Origin of the sequence: Kitasatospora sp. NPDC092948 (assembly GCF_044754805.1) — a bacterium.
Taxonomy (GTDB): Bacteria; Actinomycetota; Actinomycetes; order Streptomycetales; family Streptomycetaceae; genus Kitasatospora.
The window spans coordinates 26,249-45,039 of sequence record NZ_JBIVPU010000016.1; the positions used below are offsets into that span (position 1 = coordinate 26,249).

18 protein-coding genes are annotated in these 18,791 nt (G+C 74.3%); 5 read left to right on the forward strand and 13 right to left on the reverse strand.

The annotated features are described in order from the left end of the window. The first annotated feature begins 54 nt into the window (after positions 1 to 54). Positions 55 to 1,170: a PLP-dependent cysteine synthase family protein gene (locus ACIQF6_RS31470; RefSeq protein ID WP_400901125.1), complete on the forward strand. Its 1,116-nt coding sequence runs from the start codon at positions 55 to 57 to the stop codon at positions 1,168 to 1,170. Positions 1,171 to 1,177: 7 nt separating this feature from the next. Here ACIQF6_RS31470 and ACIQF6_RS31475 read toward each other — a convergent pair whose 3' ends face one another. Next, positions 1,178 to 1,702, reverse strand: a complete 525-nt coding sequence (locus ACIQF6_RS31475; RefSeq protein ID WP_400901127.1) for a DUF4267 domain-containing protein — start codon at positions 1,700 to 1,702, stop codon at positions 1,178 to 1,180. Positions 1,703 to 1,811: 109 nt separating this feature from the next. On the opposite strand from ACIQF6_RS31475, the gene ACIQF6_RS31480 reads away from it, so the two are divergent. The 4 genes from ACIQF6_RS31480 to ACIQF6_RS31495 all read left to right on the forward strand — a co-directional run bounded on the left by ACIQF6_RS31480 (position 1,812) and on the right by ACIQF6_RS31495 (position 4,228). Further along, positions 1,812 to 2,384 (forward strand): TetR/AcrR family transcriptional regulator, encoded by a 573-nt coding sequence (locus ACIQF6_RS31480; RefSeq protein WP_400901129.1) that lies wholly within the window; start codon positions 1,812 to 1,814, stop codon positions 2,382 to 2,384. A gap of 223 nt (positions 2,385 to 2,607) precedes the next feature. Next, positions 2,608 to 2,877: a hypothetical protein gene (locus tag ACIQF6_RS31485; protein WP_400901131.1), complete on the forward strand. Its 270-nt coding sequence runs from the start codon at positions 2,608 to 2,610 to the stop codon at positions 2,875 to 2,877. A gap of 171 nt (positions 2,878 to 3,048) precedes the next feature. Further along, a complete protein-coding gene (locus ACIQF6_RS31490) occupies positions 3,049 to 3,789 on the forward strand; it encodes an SDR family NAD(P)-dependent oxidoreductase (protein WP_400901133.1) in 741 nt (246 codons plus the stop codon). 7 nt (positions 3,790 to 3,796) lie between these two features. After that, positions 3,797 to 4,228 (forward strand): MerR family transcriptional regulator, encoded by a 432-nt coding sequence (locus ACIQF6_RS31495; protein ID WP_400901135.1) that lies wholly within the window; start codon positions 3,797 to 3,799, stop codon positions 4,226 to 4,228. A 126-nt stretch (positions 4,229 to 4,354) separates the two neighbouring features. On the opposite strand, the gene ACIQF6_RS31500 is transcribed toward ACIQF6_RS31495, so the two are convergent. From ACIQF6_RS31500 to ACIQF6_RS31555, 12 genes are all read right to left on the reverse strand, one after another. Next, on the reverse strand, positions 4,355 to 6,760 hold the full coding sequence (locus tag ACIQF6_RS31500; RefSeq protein WP_400901137.1) for a right-handed parallel beta-helix repeat-containing protein: 2,406 nt from the start codon (positions 6,758 to 6,760) through the stop codon (positions 4,355 to 4,357). Positions 6,761 to 6,891: 131 nt separating this feature from the next. Then, complete coding sequence (locus ACIQF6_RS31505; RefSeq protein ID WP_400901139.1) at positions 6,892 to 7,794, reverse strand: MOSC domain-containing protein; 903 nt, start codon at positions 7,792 to 7,794, stop codon at positions 6,892 to 6,894. A 202-nt stretch (positions 7,795 to 7,996) separates the two neighbouring features. Beyond that, positions 7,997 to 8,632, reverse strand: coding sequence for a DUF6643 family protein (locus ACIQF6_RS31510; protein WP_400901141.1), 636 nt, complete (start codon positions 8,630 to 8,632; stop codon positions 7,997 to 7,999). Between the two features lie 297 nt (positions 8,633 to 8,929). Beyond that, on the reverse strand, positions 8,930 to 9,382 hold the full coding sequence (gene mscL / locus ACIQF6_RS31515) for a large conductance mechanosensitive channel protein MscL (RefSeq protein WP_400901143.1): 453 nt from the start codon (positions 9,380 to 9,382) through the stop codon (positions 8,930 to 8,932). 88 nt (positions 9,383 to 9,470) lie between these two features. Next, a complete protein-coding gene (locus tag ACIQF6_RS31520; RefSeq protein ID WP_400901145.1) occupies positions 9,471 to 10,673 on the reverse strand; it encodes a DegT/DnrJ/EryC1/StrS family aminotransferase in 1,203 nt (400 codons plus the stop codon). Then, positions 10,670 to 12,190, reverse strand: coding sequence for a hypothetical protein (locus ACIQF6_RS31525; protein ID WP_400901147.1), 1,521 nt, complete (start codon positions 12,188 to 12,190; stop codon positions 10,670 to 10,672). The genes ACIQF6_RS31520 and ACIQF6_RS31525 overlap by 4 nt, the downstream gene beginning before the upstream one ends. Beyond that, complete coding sequence (locus ACIQF6_RS31530) at positions 12,190 to 13,224, reverse strand: GNAT family N-acetyltransferase (protein ID WP_400901149.1); 1,035 nt, start codon at positions 13,222 to 13,224, stop codon at positions 12,190 to 12,192. Before ACIQF6_RS31530 ends, ACIQF6_RS31525 begins: the two co-directional genes overlap by 1 nt. 22 nt (positions 13,225 to 13,246) lie before the next feature. Beyond that, complete coding sequence (locus ACIQF6_RS31535; protein ID WP_400901151.1) at positions 13,247 to 14,356, reverse strand: glycosyltransferase; 1,110 nt, start codon at positions 14,354 to 14,356, stop codon at positions 13,247 to 13,249. Next, entirely contained in the window at positions 14,353 to 16,263 is a 1,911-nt protein-coding gene (locus ACIQF6_RS31540; RefSeq protein WP_400901153.1) for a tyrosine-protein kinase family protein, read from the reverse strand. The genes ACIQF6_RS31535 and ACIQF6_RS31540 overlap by 4 nt, the downstream gene beginning before the upstream one ends. A gap of 262 nt (positions 16,264 to 16,525) precedes the next feature. Continuing rightward, positions 16,526 to 17,659 carry a glycosyltransferase family 4 protein gene (locus ACIQF6_RS31545; RefSeq protein ID WP_400901155.1) on the reverse strand — a complete coding sequence of 378 codons (1,134 nt, stop codon included), beginning with the start codon at positions 17,657 to 17,659 and terminating at the stop codon, positions 16,526 to 16,528. Positions 17,660 to 17,767: 108 nt separating this feature from the next. Next, complete coding sequence (locus tag ACIQF6_RS31550) at positions 17,768 to 18,145, reverse strand: nuclear transport factor 2 family protein (RefSeq protein ID WP_400901157.1); 378 nt, start codon at positions 18,143 to 18,145, stop codon at positions 17,768 to 17,770. A 224-nt stretch (positions 18,146 to 18,369) separates the two neighbouring features. Then, entirely contained in the window at positions 18,370 to 18,735 is a 366-nt protein-coding gene (locus ACIQF6_RS31555) for a hypothetical protein (RefSeq protein WP_400901159.1), read from the reverse strand. Positions 18,736 to 18,791 lie beyond the last annotated feature (56 nt).

The window sequence follows — 18,791 nt, forward strand, 5'->3', positions numbered from 1 at the left end:
CGTAGTCACCTGTTACAGTGGGTGGGAATCCGGCGGGTGTGAGGAGAGTGCGCGATGACCGTTCCGACCCTGACGACTCTGGACGTGGACCGTTCCGACCCCGAGTACCGCGCCTGGTTGAAGGAGGCCGTGCGGCGCGTCCAGGCCGACGCGAACCGCTCCGCCGACACCCACCTGCTGCGCTTCCCGCTGCCTGCCGAGTGGGGCATCGACCTGTACCTGAAGGACGAGTCCACCCACCCCACCGGCAGTCTGAAGCATCGGCTGGCCCGGTCGCTGTTCCTGTACGGCCTGTGCAACGGCTGGATCCGCCCCGGCAAGCCCGTCATCGAGGCGTCCAGCGGCTCCACCGCCGTCTCGGAGGCGTACTTCGCGCAGCTGATCGGCGTCCCGTTCATCGCCGTGATGGCCCGCTCCACCAGCCGCGCCAAGATCGAACTGATCGAGTTCCACGGCGGCCGATGTCACCTGGTCGACAACGCCTGCGAGGTGTACGACGCCGCGACCCGACTGGCCGCCGAGACCGGCGGGCACTACATGGACCAGTTCACGTACGCCGAGCGGGCCACCGACTGGCGCGGCAACAACAACATCGCCGAGTCGATCTTCGCCCAGCTGCGGCTGGAGCCCCACCCCGAGCCCGCCTGGATCGTCGCCACCGCCGGCACCGGCGGCACCTCCGCCACCATCGCCCGGTACGTGCACTACATGCAGCACGACACCATGATCTGCGTCGCCGACCCGGAGAACTCCTGCTTCTTCGACGGCTGGGTCCACCGCGACCCCGACGCGAGCTGCGCCACGTCCTCCCGGATCGAGGGCATCGGCCGCCCCCGGATGGAGCCGTCCTTCGTGCCCGGCGCGATCGACCGGATGATGCGCGTCCCCGACGCCGCGTCCGTCGCCGCCGTCCACCTGCTGGAGGCCGTCCTCGGCAAGAAGGCCGGCGCCTCCACCGGCACCGGCCTGTACAGCGCGCTCAAGCTGGTCGCCGAGATGCGCGCCGCCGGCCACACCGGCAGCGTCGTCACCCTGATCTGCGACCCCGGCGACCGCTACCTCGACAAGTACTACTCCGCCGAGTGGCTCGCCGCCGAACGCATCGACCCCGGGCCGCACCGCGCCGCCCTGGAGGCGTTCCTCGCGGGCGGCGACTGGGCGGACGGCTGACCTTCCGTCAGCTCTGCTTCTGCCGGCCCTGCTTCTGCTCGGCCTTCCCGGACGTCCCGGCCTTCCCGGTCCTTGCCGCCTCCCCGGCCTTTCCGGCGCTCCCGGGCTGTGCGGTCTTCTCGGTGAGGACCAGGGACGCGACGGCGATCATGACCGCGGCCGTCGCGTAGTGGATCGTGAACGCCGCGGCGACGCTGCCGTGGTGGGTCAGGACGGTGGTCGCGTCGCCGATCGGGACGAGCGCCGTGACCAGCATCGCCCAGCCCGAGGCCCGGCGCTGACCGAGCAGCAGCAGGGACAGCGGGACGAGCCCGGAGATCACGTCGCGGATGCCCTTGGTGATCAGGAACGTCGCCGCGTCGCCGTGCGGCCACGCCGGGAGGCCGAAGCCGGGGGCGGTGGACTCCGGGGCGAGGATGTAGCCGAGGCCGAACCAGAGCGGGAAGAGGCCGAGCAGCACCGTGCCGACGGTGGCGATGCGGACTCGCAGATTCGTCGTGGTCGGGCGCGCGGCGGTGGTGGCGATGGACATGGCGGTTCCCCCAAGAGTGGTGCGCCGCCTGTTGGTTAGCGGCGCTAGCGATGTGAACAACGCTAGACCGACGGTCCGTCAGTTGTCTAGCGCTGCTAGGATTTCGGGCATGGCTATCAAGGAACGCAGGGCGCGCGAACGCGCCGAACGTGAACAGCTGATCGTCCGGGCCGCCCGCGAACTCGCCGAGACCGAGGGCTGGGACGCCGTCACCACCCGCCGCCTCGCCGAACGCATCGAGTACAGCCAGCCCGTCCTGTACAGCCACTTCGCCGGCAAGGACGCGATCGTCGCCGCCGTCGCCGTCGAGGGCTGCGCCGAACTCGCCGTCCACCTGCGCGCCGCGGCGGCCGACGCGGACGGGCCGCGGGCCGCGTTCGCCGCCGTCGCCCGCGCGTACCTGGCGTTCGCCGCCGCCAACCCCGCCCTCTACGACGCCATCTTCACCATGGCCACCCCACTGCCGTTCGGCACCCCCGAGGCCCCCGCCGCCCTGCACGAGGCGTTCGCCGCCATCGCCGACCCCGCCACCGCGAGCGCCACCGCCGCAGGCCTCGACCCGTCCGGCTACACCGAACTCGCCTGGTCCGCCCTCCACGGCATGGCCACCCTCGCCCGCGGCGGCCGACTCCGCCCCGACCTCGACGACAGCCGCATGGACGCGTTCACCGCCGTCTTCTGACACCCCGCGGCCCGGCGCCCGGTGGCGTCGCGGCGGGCGGGGGCGGCGAGTTCGACCGGGCGGACGCGGCACTCGGCGCCGCGGGTGCGGCGCGGCGCCGGGTGGCCGTTCCACCGGCCCGTGAACTCCCGTCCCCGCAGCATCGGCCGCTCGACACAGGTTCGATGATGGACCGTCAGCGGTACGCTGGTCGACCACCGCTGCGTCGATGGATGGGGCACACATGGGCCGTACATGGAACGCCGACCTCTCCGCACCCTTCGCCGAACGACTGGGCAGGTCCGCCGCCGAACTGGGCTCCTCCGACGGCCGCGACGAATGCCCGGACATCTGGCAACTCGCCAACGGAGACATCGCCGTCATAGGAACGGACGCCACCGACTCCTACCGGGGCCGCCTCCCCGAAGGAGTCCGCATCGGCGCGGGCGAACGCCTGATCGTCATCCCCGGAGCGCTGCTCACCGCAGCGAAGCCGGACATCCCGGATGCCTGAGCTCCGCGCTGCGCATGCTCACTGACATCCTGCGCGAACAGGGCGACACCGAGGCGGCCCTGGCTTTCGCGGGGACCCACGCGCGGCTCGGCAGCGGGGGTGGATCGAACGAATGCTGGGCGGATGAACGCTTGACCTTGACGTTGGGGGCAGGGTCGGACGATCGGGGGCATGACGAACGAGGAGCGGATCGTCCTGGTCACCGGGGCGGGCAGTGGGATCGGGCGGGCGACGGCGTGGGCGTTCGCGGGGGCGGGGGCGCGGGTCGTGGCCGTTGGGCGGGGGGAGGCGGCGCTGGAGGCAACTGCGGCAGGGCATCCGGGGGTTGAGGTGCTGGTGGGGGACGTCGCGGTGGCGGGTGGGGCGGAGCGGATCGGGGAGGCGGTGGCGGAGCGGTACGGGCGGCTGGACGTGCTGGTCAACAATGCGGGGGTGGTGCGCAGTGCGCCGCTCGGGGAGTTGCGGCGGGCGGCGGTCGAGGAGCAGGTGGCGACCAATCTGGTCGGGCCGGCGATGCTGACGGGGAGCGTGCTGCCGCTGCTGCGGGCTGCCGGGGGTGTGGTGGTCAACGTCAGTACGTCGATCGGGCAGCGCGGGTGGCCGGGGAGTTCGGTGTACGCGGCGACGAAGGCGGGGCTGGAGGCGCTGACCCGCAGTTGGGCGGTGGAGCTGGCGCCGCAGGGTGTGCGGGTGGTGGCCGTCGCGCCGGGGGCGGTCGAGACGCCGATCGTCCGGGAGCTGAGCCCGGAGCGGGTGGCCGCGCTGCGGGAGTGGCAGGTGGCGCACACGCCGGCGGGGCGGCTCGGGCGGCCGGAGGAGGTGGCGTGGGCGATCACCCGGCTCGCCGATCCGGCGGCGTCGTTCGTCACGGGGGTGGTGCTGCCGGTGGACGGCGGGGCGGTGGTGGCATGATCGGCGGGTGCGGATCGGGGAGCTGGCCGCCGCGACGGGGACGACGGCCCGGGCGCTGCGGCACTACGAGCAGGCGGGGCTGATCAGTTCGGGCCGCGCCGAGAACGGCTATCGGGTGTACCCGGCGGGCGCGGCCGTGCGGGTGCGCAACATCCGGACGCTGCTGGCCGCCGGGCTCACTCTCGACGACGTGCAGGTGTTCCTGCCGTGCCTGGACGGCGACCTGACCAGCGGCCCGCCGTCGGGGCGGGCGCTGGCCGTCGCCCGCGAGCGCCTCGCGGTGCTGGACCGCCGGATCGCCGCCCAGACCGCGCTGCGCGACCGCCTCGCCGCGACGCTCGCCCGGCACGGCGACCGGGAGGGCGACCGGGCGGGCGACCACGAGAGCGACCGGGAGGGCGACCGGGAGAGCGACCGGGAGGGCGACCGGGAGGGCTGAGAACCCCGGTCGGTGTGCCCACGGGCGCCGTACCGCCGCAGGTCGTGGTGCGACCGCAGGCGCGGTCGTCCACGGCCGCCGCCGGCGTGCCGGAGTGTGGGCAACTGCCGCCGGTGGAGCGGGAGGTCAGGACGGGAGGTCGGCGGGGACCAGGAGTTGGAGGTCCTCGGTGGTCGGGTCGGTGAGGTGGGCGACGCGGGAGGCGTGACGTTCGATCATGCTCTCGAAGACCTGGCGGGCGGTGCGGCCGTTGCCGAAGCCGGCGCCCCGGTCGAGGGTGGTGAAGTGGGCGTGCAGGGCGGCCTCGGCGGCCGGGTCGAGGTGGTACTCGTGCTCGGCGGCCTGCGAGCGGGCGATGTCGAGGAGCTCGTCGGCGGTGTAGTCGGGGAAGGTGACGGTCCGCGAGAAGCGCGAGGAGAGGCCGGGGTTGGCGGCGAGGAAGCGCTCCATCTCGGCGGTGTAGCCCGCCACGATGATCACCACCTCGTCGCGGTGGTCCTCCATCAGCTTCACCAGGGTGTCGATCGCCTCCCGGCCGAAGTCCCGCCCGCCGTCCTCCGGGGCCAGCGCGTACGCCTCGTCGATGAACAGCACCCCGCCGCGCGCCTTGTCGAACGCGGCGGCGGTGCGGATCGCGGTGGAGCCGATGTGCTCGCCGACCAGGTCCAGCCGGGCGACCTCCACCAGGTGCCCGCGCTGGAGGACGCCCAACGAGGCCAGGATCTCCCCGTACAGGCGGGCGACGGTGGTCTTGCCGGTGCCCGGGGAGCCCGTGAAGACCAGGTGCCGGCGCGGCGACGGGGCCTTCAGGCCCGCGCGTTGGCGGGCCCGGCCGACCGAGATCAGGTCGATCAGGGTCCGCACCTCCTGCTTGACCGTCGCCAGGCCCACCAGGGAGTCCAGCTCGGCCAGCGCCTCCTCGGCCGGACGGCAGTCCGGGATCGGCGCGATCACCGCGGCGGCCGGAGCGGACGCCGAGGTCTGCACGGCCGGAACCAGGGAGGCCAACGGGGGAGCGGCCGGCTCGGCCGGGCGCGGGGCGGGCAGCGGCGCGGCGTCGTCCGAGGTGCAGCCCTCCGCGACCGGGCCAGGCTCGGAGAACTCGAACCCGGCCCGGGCGTTGCGCTCCGCCCGGCAGCGCACCAGCTTCGTCCGGCAGCCGTCGATCACGTGGAAGCCGAAACCGCCGCCCTGCGACACCCGCACCGCGTCGAACTCGCCGCGGCCCTGCGCCGACACGTACACCCCGGCCTCGCTCGCACCGCGCACCGTGCACTCGCGCAGCACCGGGTCCGCGCCCTTGGTGACGATCACACCGGTGGCGACGTCCGCGATCTCGCAGTCCGTCAACAGACCGCCCGAGCCGTGGTCGCGGAACCACAGGCCGGTGCCCGCGCCCTGGATCCGGCAGCCCGACAGGTCCGCGCTGGCGCCGCCCGAGACCGACACGGCCGAGGAGCGGATCGCGGTGAACGAGCAGTCGCGGGCGGCGGCGGACGAGCCCTGGTCGAGGACGAACAGCGCGTCCGGCAGGTCGTCGAGCGCGCAGTCGGCGAGCTCCAGGGCCGCGCCGTCGCTCACCCACAGCGCCGGGTAGTCGCCCTGCGCCGAATGGAACCGGCAGCCCTCGGCCAGCACCTTCGTGCCGCCGTCCCACACCGACAGCGCACCCCGGCCGAACCCGTGCACCGTCACCTGGCGCAGCGTCAGCTTCGCACCGCCGCGCAGGTCCGCCGCGTTCTCCGGCACCTCGTGCACCCGGCAGGACGTCAGCTCCAGCTCCGCCCCGGTGTCCAGGCTCAGGCCGTTGCCGGACACCCGGCGCACCGTGCAGTCCGTCAGCCGCCCCACCGCCTGCGCCTCGGCCTGCACGCCCGAGCCGCGCACCTCGTACACCTCGCAGCCGGTGAGCTCCGCCAGCGAGCCGGGGTCGGCCAGCAGCACGCCCGCGCCGCCCGTGTGATGCACCTTCAGCCGCTCCGCGTGCAGCCGCGACCCCGACAGCACCGCCACGCCGCTCTGCCCGGCCGCCGACACCTCGCAGTCCACCAGCTCGGCGTGGGCCTGCGCGCGCAGCCGGACGCCCAGCCCGGACGGGTTCTCCACCGTGCAGTTGACCAGCTGCGCCCGGGCGCCGTCGGCGAGCTCCACCCCCACCGCGGAGGAGGTCTCGATCCGGCAGTCCGCCAGCACCGCACCGTCCGTGCCGGACAGCAGCACCGCCGGGGCGGAGCGGTCGGAGCCCTCGACGGTCAGGCCGCGGATCGTCGCCCCCGCCGTCACCGTCAGCGCCGTTCCGCCGCGCACCGCGCTCTCCGGCGGTGCGATCCGCACACTGCCGGGGCCCTGCGCGGCGACCAGCGTCACCGGCTTGTCGACCAGCACCGCCTCGTGGAACGTCCCCGCCCGGACCGTCAGGGTGTCACCCGGCTCGGCCACTTCCAGGGCCTCGCGGAGCGTCGCGTACTCCCCGCTGCGCCGCCGCCACCGGGAGGCGCTGTCCTGCGTGACCCGGACCCTGAGCTCACCCATGACGATCTGTCATCCCCGCCTTCGTCGAGTGCGTGCGAGACGCTGCGCGATCACCCCCACCGTAGCGTGAGGGGCGGACCGGACCGTCGTCCGGTTCAACGAACGAGCTCCGGGGTGGTTCCGGGTCGCCGTCAGCGGCGGTCCGGCAGCGGGGCCTCGACCGTCTCCAGGACCTCGACCTCGTCGCCGACGGTCAGCGTGCCCAGCACGTCGGCGGCGGGGGTCGGGCGGACCGGGATCAGGTTCTGGCCGAACACCAGCTTCTGGCCGAAGCGGTGGTGCCGGCCCAGCGCGCGCAGCGGCTCCGGGCCGCGGCGCTCGCCGCTCTCCTGGTCGGTGGTGGTCACCACGCAGCGGGCGCACGGCTTGGCCACCCGGAACTCCAGGGCGCCGACCCGGATCCGCCGCCAGCCGTCCTCCGCCCACGGCTCGGTGCCGGCCACCACCAGGTTCGGGCGGAACCGCTCCATCGGCAGCGCCGCGCCCTTGCGCCCGTCGCCGGGGTGGTCCTCGGCGATCCGGGCGTTCAGCTCGGCCAGCGAGGCGCCGGTGGTGACCAGCAGCGGGTAGCCGTCGGCCATCGACACGGTCTCGTCGGGGCCCGCGTACTTCGGGTTGATCGGGCGGGAGACCTCCGGGCGGTCCAGGTGCACCAGGCGCACCTCGCCGAGCTTCGCGGGCAGGCGCCCGGCCAGCCACGCGCCGGTGTCCTTCTCGGCGACGGCGGCGGAGAAGCGGGTGCCGAAGACGTCGACCGTCGCCTCGGCGGCGCCGCCGGCGAGGGTGGGCACCGCGAGCGTGTGGGTGGCGCCGTCCGGGGCGGTCAGGGTGAGCGACGTGCCGTCGGCGGACGGGACGGGGCGGAACTGGCCGATCGACGGCTCGTCGCGCTGGGTGAGGGCGACGCCCTCCGCGTCCACCAGCATCCAGCGGCGGTCCCCGGCCAGGCCCCAGGGCTGCACGTCGGCCGTGGTCGGGCTGAGGCGGTACATGGACTTGACGGGGTACAGGTGGAGGGAGGCGAGGGTCGGCATGCGGACATCCTGCCAGAGGCCGTCCGGGGAGCGGGGGCCGGTCGGCGGGCGGGTCGCGCCGGTGCTCCCGCCCCCCTACGCACAGTTCCCCGCGCTCCTGACGGGGCGCGGGGAACGAGTGCGGTTCGCTGCGCGGAGCGCGGCGAGCTTTTTGGTTATGAGACCTGGCCCCTGTGGGGAGGGGTGTTGCCGCTGTGCTCCGTCAGCCTGCCTGCGGGTACTGGCGGTACTGGGGGTACTGCTGCGGCGGGTTCGGCTGGGCCGGGCGCAGGTTGTTGCCGCCGAAGGACTGGTCGCCGAAGGACTGCTGCTGGCCCGCCGGCTGGGCGCCGAACTGCTGCGCGCCGAACTGCTGCTGGCCGCCGAACTGCTGGGGGGCGAAGTTCTGCGGCGCCGAGGCGAACGAGCTCACCGGGGCGGTGGGGTACCCCTGGGCGGGCTGCGGGTAGGCCGGGGCGGCCGGGCGCTGGCCGGGCATGAACGGCTGCGGCGGGACGGGCGCGGCGGCGTAGCCGGGCTGCACCGGGATGTGCGGCGCGGGCACCGGGGTGCTGCTCGGACCGGGGCCGAGGGCGAGGCGGGCCGGGGGCAGGGCGGGCAGGTTCGACGCGGGGGCGTCGAAGCCGGTGCCGAGGCCGCCGCCGCCGAAGCTGTCGGTGAGGGCGCTGCCGTAGGCGGTGGACCAGGTGGGGGCCGCGTTGGCCGGGGGCACGTTGATCGGCGCGATCTGCGGGATGCCCCGCTCTGCGACCAGGCTGTCGTAGATGGGCGTGCCGGACGAGGACGAGAAGGACGGAGAGGGGTAGCCGACTCCGTCGTAGGAGCGGGGCGAGGTCATGGGGCATACCGTAAGCCCACAACACACCTGCTGAGGAGAGCGGGAGGGCCCGGAGTTCAACAGTTTACAGAGTCTTCGCGGGCTCAAATCGGACAATACCGGAGCTAGTTGGGCGAAGGGTCAGCCCATTTCGGCCATCCGCGACGTATGGTACGTGGGCGATCCGCCGGTGGGAAAGGGACAAAAGGTTCACCTGCGGCCGGGGAAAGGGTTCGTCAAGCTTCTGTTAAGACCGGTGGCACAGGCGACGGCCCGGGCGGCGGGCGCCGTCCGGGCCGGGTGGTGCGGGGAAGGTGCTCAGCGGGTGGCCGCCGGGGCGGTGGCCTGGGAGGGGAAGCCCGGGCGGCCGGACAGCTCGCTGGTGCAGTGCGCACAGCGGGTGGCGGCGGCCGGGACGGTGCTGAGGCACTCGGGGCAGTCGGTCTTGGCCACCGGGGTGTCCTTGACCGGATTGAAGCGGTTCTGGAGCTTGGCGACCGGCAGCACGACGGCGAAGTAGATGACGGCGGCGACCAGCACGAAGCTGATCAGCGCCTGGAGGAAGGCGCCGTAGGGGAAGGTGACGTCGGCGACGGTGAACGTCTCCTTGCTGAAGTCGCCGACCGCGCCGGAGGCGACGCCGACCAGCGGGGTCAGGAAGGCTCCGACGAAGCCGGTGACGACGGCGGTGAAAGCGGCGCCGATGACGATGCCGACCGCGAGGTCGACCACGTTGCCGCGCAGCAGGAAGCTGCGGAATCCCTTGAACATGCCCGCCATCCTGACGGGCCAACCTCCCGGCGGTCCAACCGAGTTCACCTGATCCGGCGACCCGGTCGAACCGCCGTGCGAGGCCCGCTCAGACGTTGCCCAGTGCGGCCCGGACCTCCGGCGCGAAGGACTGCACCCGCACCACCGCGTCGGCGACCCGGCGGACGGTGGCGGCGTTCATGTGCGACCACAGCGGGACGGTCAGCACCGCGTCGGCGAGCCGGTCGGTGCGCGGCAGTTCCGCCGCCTGCCCGAGGTGGGCGTAGGCGCGCTGCCGGTGCACGGGCGGGTGGAAGTAGCGGCGGGTGTCGACGCCCTCGGCCCCGAGCGCGGCGGCCAGCTGACGGCTGCTCAGGCCGAACGCGTCCGCGTCGAGGATCAGCGTCAGGTCCTTGAACGTGGAGGTGTCGCCGTCCTCCGGCAGGGCCAGGCGCAGGCCGGGCAGGCCGGCGGTGGCGCGGGCGAACTCGGCGACCAGCGCGCCGCGGTGGGCGACCCGCTCGGTCAGGCCGGCCAGCCAGGTCAGGCCGACGGCGGCGTGCAGTTCGCTCATCCGGGCGTTCAGGCCCGGGAACAGCGTGTCGTAGTCGCCCGGGTTGCCGTAGTCACGGGCGGTGCGCAGGGTGGCGGCGAGCGCCGCGTCGCGGGTGGCGACCAGGCCGCCCTCGCCGGCCACCGCGACCTTGGTCGGGCTCATCGAGAACACCTCGGCCAGGCCGAAGTTGCCGACCGGCACCCCGCGCCGGGCCGAGCCGAGGCCGTGCGCGGCGTCGTACACCAGCGGCAGGCCGGCCTCGTCGGCGATCCGCTGGAGCTCCTCGACCTGGCAGGGCGTGCCGTACACGTGGGTGGCCATCAGCGCGGCGGGGGAGTCGGCGGCCTTCAGCCGGGCCTCGGCGTCCGCCGGGTCGAGGGTGATGTCCTGCTCGCGGGCCTCGGCGAACAGCGGCGTGCCGCCGGCCCAGTGGGCGGCGTGCGCGGTGGCGGAGAAGGTGAAGCCGGGCATCAGCACCGGGCGGCGGCCGTCCACCCCGGCGGCCTGGAGGACGAGCATCAGCCCGGCGGTGCAGTTCGAGACCGCGACGACGTGCGGGACGCCCAGCAACTCGGCGGCCTCGTCCTCCAGTTGGCGGACGGTCGGCCCGTTGGTGAGCATCCCCGAGTCGAGCACCCCGGCGAGCCGGCCGAGCAGCCGCTCGCGGTCGGGCACCCGGACGCGGGTCAGCGGCAGGCCGTCGGGGAAGGCCGGCGCGCCGTCGAGGACGGCGGGGCGCAGCTGGTCGGTCGTCATGTGGTCGATCCCCCCTGGGTTCGGGACATGATGGTGTCCGGTGCGCCGACGGCGACCGGAGGTTCGGGTCCTGGGCCGCCGCCCCACTGGCCGGGCTGCACCCGCCACACCGGCGGGCGGCGGCGGCGCGTCACCGGGCCGGACCCGGCCGGCCGGGGGATCGCCAGCAGCACCAGGACCAGCGGCAGCACCTGCACCCGTTCGCGGGACAGGATGCCCATGTTGTTGATGGTGGAGAACGCCCAGCAGAACAGCAGGGTGTACACCACCGTGAAGGCGACATAACTGTGCCGGACGAACAGCTTGGGCACGCGGGCCAGTTGGGGCCAGGCCCGGATGAACATCACCAGCAGCGCGAAGCACTCCACCGACTGGATCAGGTTCTGGATGTTCGACGCCTCGAACGGGAACGGCCGGAACAGCACGCTGATCACCGACACCGGCAGCCGGGCCGGGTTCAGGCTGAACGCGGGCGCCGGATCCTCCGCGGTCGAGGCGTTGATCACCGAGGAGCCCTGCGAGGTGCGCCGCGAGGTCTCCGACAGCACCTGGTTGACGGCGTCCCCGCCGGTGCCGTTGGTGCCGAAGAACGTCGACACCTGTTGCAGCATCAGCATCACGCCGACGCCCAGCACCGCCACCGTCAGCACGGTGCGCAGCGGCCCCAGCGCGGACACCTGCTGCGGCCGCTTGCGCAGCACGTACGCGACGGTGAGCCCGGCGCCGGCCAGCACCGTGACGTGCGGGCGGACCATCGCGGTGCCCAGCGAGCCCAGCGCGATGCACACGAACGCGCCGAGGCGGCGGTCCAGCAGCCGGGCCACGCCGTACGTGGTCAGGCCCAGGCAGAACATCATCCAGGCGTCCTTGCCGATGCTGGACGGCCAGAACAGCAGCGAGGGCAGGAAGAACAGCAGTTTCGCGTAGCGCCGCGAGTCGGCCTCCGGGAAGGCGATCTGGAGGGCCCGCCAGAAGAACAGCAGCCCCCAGAAGCCCAGCCAGGAGAACACCAGGAACCCGCCGACCAGGGTCGGCCCGGTGACCGCGTAGACCACGCCGGTGACGATGATGACGAACCCGGTGCCGGCCACCTTCATGCCCAGGTCGTAGTGCAGCCCGGACAGCAGGTCGGTGGTGGTCAGGTACCGGGCGAGGTCCGAGCCCTTCTGGTGGTACATCTTGGCGTCCGCCGCGCCGCCGTACAGCACGAACGCCATCAGGTAGCGCGGGAACGCGCAGAACAGCTTGGCGCCCATCGCCACGATCAGCAGCTTGAAGACCGCCGGCTCGGGGTTGACCGCCGCCACCCGGGCCAGGATCGGGGTGCCGATCGCCATCAGCGCCGGCGCGACCAGCAGCGCGCCCCAGGTGTCGTACGAGGTGTGCACCATCGCCAGCACGAACACCGTCACGTAGCCCATCACCAGCGCCCAGGCGAGCGCCGTCAGCCGGCCGCGGCGCACCGCCTCGCGCAGGCGCAGCAGTCGGGGACCGGCGGCCGGGAGGGCCGTCGCCATCAGAAGACCTCCAGGTCGCCGAGGCTGAACCGCCAGTCGGCGAGGGTGCGTTCGGCGGGCAGCGGCCCGGTCGGGGTGCGGGCGGCCAGCACCATGCCGGTGCGCGGCGCCGCCAGGCAGCCCGCCCGCAGGCCCGCGGCCGCCGCCTCGGTGCCCGGCGCCAGGTGGGTCGCCGCGTGGTCGCAGCCGCAGGCGGCGGCGTCCCGCAGCAGCCGTCCGGCTGCGGCCCGGTCGCCGGGGCGGACGATCAGCTCGGACAGGGTGAACTCGGCCAGCGGGCCGCGCCGCCGGGGCCGGCCGAAGGCCAGCCCGACCAGCTCGCCGCCGCGCTCCACCGTCACCACCCGGTAGTCCAGGCCCGGCGCCGCCCCGTACCGCCAGGCCAGGTAGGCGGACGTGCGCGCCGTGTGCAGCCGGGCCTCGGCCGCGTCCGCGAGCTCCCGCTCCGCCAGCAGCTCCGGCAGTCGCGGGTCCGGGAAGGCGAACCAGTCGGCGGCGGTGGGCAGTTCGCAGCGCGGCGGCCCCGCCGGGCCCGGGCGGCGGGCCAGCGCCGCCCGCGCACCCCGGGCGAACGACAGCGGCCGGGCCACCCGCAGCGCCACCGGCACCCGGCCCAGCTCCCGCCAGCCCATCTTCAGATACCCCGGCAGGCTGTTGCCGTTCGGCGTGTTGAACACCAACTCGGCGTCACCGGACACCTGTCGGAGCAGATCCAGGGTGAGCCGGCGGAAGATCCCGCGGCCCTGGAAGTCCGGGTGCGTCGCGGTGTCCACCGGCCGCACCGCCGCCACCTCGCGGCCCCCCGCGCCCCGCCACGACCAGCGCAGGAACAGCCGCACCCCGACCGGCCGCCCGTCCGGCGCCAGCGCCACCAGGCCCGGGCTCGACCCGAACGGGTTCGCCCGGTGCTTCCACTCGAAGAACTCGGCGCTGCGCCGCCCGGTCGGGCCGCCCGCCAGCGAAGCCGTCAGCAGCTCCAGGACCGCCGGGACGTCCGCCGACTCCAGGCCGCGGTACGTCAGTTCACCGCTCACGTCGTGCTCGTCCCCTCCGGACTCAGCGTGCCAGCACCCGCGCGTACACCCGCTCGATCGCCCGCTGGGCGCCCGCCACGTCGAAGGACTTCGACCGCTCCCGGGCGGCCGCGCCCATCCGTTCCCGCAGCGCCGGATCGGCCGCCAACCCGCCCAGCGCGCGGGCCAGTTCGGCGGGGTCGCCGGGCGGCACCAGGCGGCCCTCGACGCCGTCGTCCAGCACCTCGGGCATGCCGCCGACCTCGGTCACCACCGACGGCAGGCCACTGGTCATCGCCTCCATCAGCGCCACCGGCAGGCCCTCCTGGCGGGAACTCAGACAGAACACGTCCCATCCCGGCAGCAGCGCCGGCACGTCCCCCCGGGAGCCCGTGAACAGCACGCCCTCGCCCGCGAGTCGGCGCAGCTGCGGCTCCAGCGGCCCGGCGCCGACCAGCACCAGCCGGGCGTCCGGGTGCTCGCGGCGCAGCAGGGCGAACGCGGCCAACAGCGAGGCCTGGTCCTTCTTCGCCGTCAGGTTGCCGACCGTGCCGATCACCAACGCGTCCTCGGGCAGGCCGAGTTCGGCACGGGCGGCCCGGCGGGCGGCCGGGCCGGACGGGGCGTCGCCCAGGTCCGGGCCGTGGTGCACCACCGTCAGCCGGTCGCCCGGGCGGCGGAAGCCGATGCCCGACGCCACCGCGTGCGAGACCGCGATCACCGCGCCGTTGCGCCAGTAGGTGAGCGCGTTGGCCCAGCGGGTCGGGAGGCGGTAGCGCTCCCACAGGTTGTGCTCGGTGTGCACCAGGGCGACCCGCCGCCCGCGGGCGGTGCGCAGCCCGAAGGTCAGCAGGCGGGCGGCGACGGCCGGCACCGGCATGTGGGTGTGCACCAGGTCGTAGCGGCGCTCCGCGAGCAGCGCCCGCAGCCGCAGCGGCCAACGGCGCCCCGGCGCGCCGCCCAGGCAGTGCACCGGTAAGCCGGCCGCCTCCAGCGCCGGCACCAGCGCGTCCTTGTGCGGCAGCACGTACGCCACCTCGACCTCGTACCGCGAACGGTCCACGTGGCCCGCGCAGTTGACCAGCAGCTGCTCCGCGCCGCCCCGGCCCAGGCCCTTGGCCAGCCAGAGCACCCGGATCGGTCCGCCCTTCACCGGTCCTCTCCGAGACGCAGCTGCAGGGTGGTCTCGCCCGGCTCCTCCGGCGGCAGTTCGGCCGGCCGGCGGCCCCAACTCGTCGTCCCGTCCCGGCGGTCCGGCCGCTCGCCGTACCCGGGCGCGGCCGGGCGCGGATCGGCCGGCCGCTGGTGCTCGCCCGGGCGGCGCTGCGGCTCCACCCGGGGCTGCGGCTCGGCCCGGCGCTGCGGTTCGCGGTGCTGCGGTTCACGGCGCTGCTGCTCGGGGCGGCGCTGCTCGGGCGCCGGCGGGGCCGCCGGGCCCGGAGGGGCGGCCGGGTCGGCGGGGGCGGCCGGGCCGGGCTTCGCGGCGGCCCGGCCCGGGCGCAGGGTGCGCTTGCGCCGCCCCGTGGTGCCCTCCGCGCCCAGCAGCGCCACGCCCGCCACCGGCACCCCGGTGCGGGCCAGCAGCTCGGAGACCCGGTCCGCCTCCTCCGGGCGGACGTTGCCCGCCATCACCGTCACCAGCACCGCGTCCGCGTGCTGCACCAGGTCGTAGGCGTCGTTGGCGTGCAGCAGCGGCGAGGTGTCGATCAGCACCACGTCGGCGTGCCGGCGGGCCAGTTTCAGCACCTCCCCGGCGCGCAGCACCAGCGCCGCCGGGTACGCGGTGGTGTTGCCGCCGGTGATCAGCGCCACGCCCGCCACGTTGGTGCGGCGGATCAGGTCGACCGGGTCCGGCAGCTGCTCGCCCGACAGCAGCTCCGCCATGCCCGGGCCGTCGCCGACCCCGAAGTGGCCGCGCAAGCCGGGCTGGCGGAAGTCGCAGTCCAGCAGCAGGACTTGACGTCCCGTCTCGGCGAGCGTCGCCGCCAGGTTCGCCACCGTGGTGGTCCGCCCGTCGCCCGAACGCCCCGACATCACCAGTACCACCGGCGCGGGCTCGGCGGCCCGCCGGGCCCGTCGGTCGTCCGGGTCCAGGCCGCCCTGGCCGAGCTGCGCGGACAGCGCGCGCGGGCCGGTCAGCAGCAGCGTGGAGCGCAGCGAACGGTACGCCTCGGTCGCCGGATCCTCCGGGCGGGCCGTCACCAGCGGCTCGCGCAGCCGCAGCAGCCGCCGCGACAGCCGGGGGATCTCGCCGATCACCGGCAGGTTGAACGCCTCCTCGGCGCCCTCGCGGGTGCGCAGCCGGGTGTCCATCCGGGACAGCATCAGCGCCGCCACCACGCCCAGCGCCAGGCCCAGCACCACCGCCAGCGCGAGCCGGACGCTGCGGGTGGGCGAGGTCAGCATGTTGCCGCCGAGCTCCTTCGCGTCGATCGAGCCCCACTGCTGGATCGCGTCGGTCTGGCTGTAGTTCTGCAGGTCGGCGATGGCGCCGAGGGTCTTGGTCAGCGCCGCCGTCGCGGTGGACAGCTGCGGCTGGAGCTTGGCCTGATCGGTGGCGTTCGCCCGGCTGAACTGCTTCTGCAGATCGTCGAGTTGCTGCTGCTGGGCGTCGGACTGGGCGCGCAGCCGCTTGATCGACTCGTCGGCGCTCTTCTTCGACTCCTGGCTGTAGCCGGTGATGGTGGCCTCCGACAGCGCCGCCGCCAGGTCCGCGCAGGCCTGCTGGGTGGGCCCGGTGGTGGTGAACACCAGCATCTGGGTGGAGGCGGCCGCCACCGTGCGGCGCGCCGAGAGGCCGGCGACGTCCGTGATGTGCAGCTTCTGCGCCGCCGCCGTCGTCACCGCCGAGCCCTGCGCGTACGACAGCACCTGGTCGGCCCGGACGGTGTCGGCCGCGCCCGCGACCGGAGTGATCGCCACCTTGCACTGCCACTTGCCGTTGTCCACCGTGTCACCGGCCGGCGTCAGCACGAACCCCACGATCAGCGCGGCGACGGTACAGCCGGCCAGCAGCCGCCAGTAGCGTCGCAGAACGGTGAACAGATTTGCCGGTTCCACCGGTTGGTTCCCCTCGCCTCGTCCCGACGCCCGCGCCCACCCGTCCCACGGACGGCGTTCCACGGCTGCGGCCACGTACAGATGGACGGTCCCCCCAGACCACATCCCCTACCGAACGATGCTTCCCGGCCCGGACCTGCGGCGCAAGCACTTTGGCGATTCCGGTACCAAGCCGTGGACGTATTCCGGACGCCTGCACACAACCTGACGAACCGTCATCAAGCGCTCCGCTTCCATCCGTCGGCGAACCGCCCTTGATCCGTCAGGCCAGTGCGCGTTCGTAGAACTCCACCATCCGGGCGGAGACCTGCTGGAGGGTGAACCTGGTCAGGAAACGCGCCCGGGCCGCCTTCGCCCGCACCAGCGCCTCGCCGGGCCCGTCCAGCGTCCGCAGCAGTGCGGCGGCCAGCTCCCCGGGGCGCTGCGGCGGCACCAGCAGCGCGTAGTCCTCCGAGCCGACCGTCTCGCGCAGCGCCGGCACGTCCGCGCACACCAGCGGCACGCCGACGCCCATCGCCTCCATCGCGGCGCTGCCCAGCCCCTCCCAGCGGGACGGCACCGCGCACACCTCCGCCGCCGCCATCAGGTCGAACACGTCGCCGCGCGGCCCCAGGAACCGCACCCCCTCGGTCCGGTCCGCCAACTGCTCCAGCCGGGCCGTCTCGGCGCCCCGGCTGCCCGCCAGCAGCAGCACCGCGTCCTGCCGGGCCGCGCGCACCGCCGGCCAGGCGGCGAGCAGCACGTCCAGGCCCTTCTGGTACTGCTGCCGGGCCGCCGCCAGCACCACCGGCACCTCCTCGCCGATGCCCAGCTCCGCCCGTACCGCGGCCCGCCGCTGCGGCGTCACCGACCCGAGCAACTGCGGGTCCCGGCCGCGCGGCACCACGTCGATCCGGCGGCGCGGCACCAGCAGGCGGGTCGCCATCGCGCCCGCGACGTGCTCGGTCAGCGCATGGAAACGCCGCACGCCCTGCGCGGTCAGCGCGTCCACGCCCTGCGCGGCCCGCACCTTCCACGGGTTCAGGCCGCGGGCCCGCAGGTGCTCCGGACCGTACGCGGAGTTGACCAGGCTGGAGACCACTGGCACCCGGGCCGCGAGCGCCGCCGGACGGCCCAGCACGTCCGACTCGTACAGCGTGGTGTGCACCAGGTCCGGGCGGCGGCGGCGGAACTCGGCGCGCAGCGCCGCCAGTCGGGCCGGACGCGAGCCGCGCAGCACCGGCACCGGCTCGGCGCCCGCCGCCCGCAACTCCTCCTGGAACCCGTCCGGCGACTCCTTCAGGAACGCCACCTGCAAGTCCACGCCCGCGCGCACCAGCAGCGGCGCCATCGCCGCCAGCCCCTGCTCCGCGCCGCCCACCCGGCTCACACTGTCGATCACGTACACCACGCGCACCGCAGCAACCCCCTCGCCCAGGCCACCCCCTGACCGCCGCTCAGCATCCCAGCCGGAACGGGCCCGCGTCCGCGAAACCGGAGGATAGGCGTCTACTGCCGGGACGACTCAGGAGACGAACGGCTCGATCTCCCCCGCGAAGACGATGACCTGGTCGATGAGGCTCCGTCGCAGATGGACGACATCCGTCCCCGCCAGGCGGGGGCCGCCGTCGGGCGTGGTGAACACCCACTGGTACCGGGCCCATTCGTCGGGCATGTCCACCGCCGAGCAGCGCACCATCGTGCCGGTCCCCGCCGGGTGGTGCCGGATGTCCAGCACGAACCGCTCGACCGCCGCGATTCCTTCGCTGCGGCCCAACGGCCCCCAGAAGACCACGTCCGAGGTCAGGGCCTGTGGAAGCAGGGCGGTCACATAGCTGTCGTCCGAGGCGTTGAACGCGGAGATGAACGTGTCGATCGCGGAGCGTGCAATCTCTTCCTGCATGCCCCAGTAATACCAGCCGCTTCGCGTGCGCCAACCCCTCGCGCCGCCTTCCGGACACGGTCGACCTTCCCGGTCACAGCGCCGCATCGGGCAATGTTCACCCTGCCGTGACCCGACTTGACCTGACATGCCGTGACGTGTCGCGTCGTCCGGTGCCGACCGGATGCGTCGGGGCCGGGGCCGGGGCCGGGGCCGGGGCCTGGCCGGGCGGCGGCCCCGGTCGGTCAGACGGCGCGCAGCCGAGGGGGGTCGGACTGCTCCGGCTCGACCGGTACGGCGGCCGACTCCTCGACGGCGGCGCTCTCGTCCTCCCGGCGGCGCAGCTTCGACCTGAGGTTGCCGAGGCCGCGCTTGACATGCGGTGCGGCCTTCACCGCGACGACGGCCCCCACCACGAGGCCCGCGACGAAGATCCCCACGGCCACCGGGGTGGCGGAGAAGAGCACGGCATGAGTGCGGAGCGAGTTGTCGCCGTCGTCCCGCGCCAGCGGGCTCTCCCCGTCCGTGGTGCTCGACTGCGAGAAGTGCGTGCCGGACGGGCGCTGCGTCAGCTTCAGTTCGTACGTCGAATCGGCCCAGTCGAATTCCATGGCGGAACTGTAGCGGCGGCGGCCGGCCGGTCGGCGACCCGGAGAGGCAACCGGGC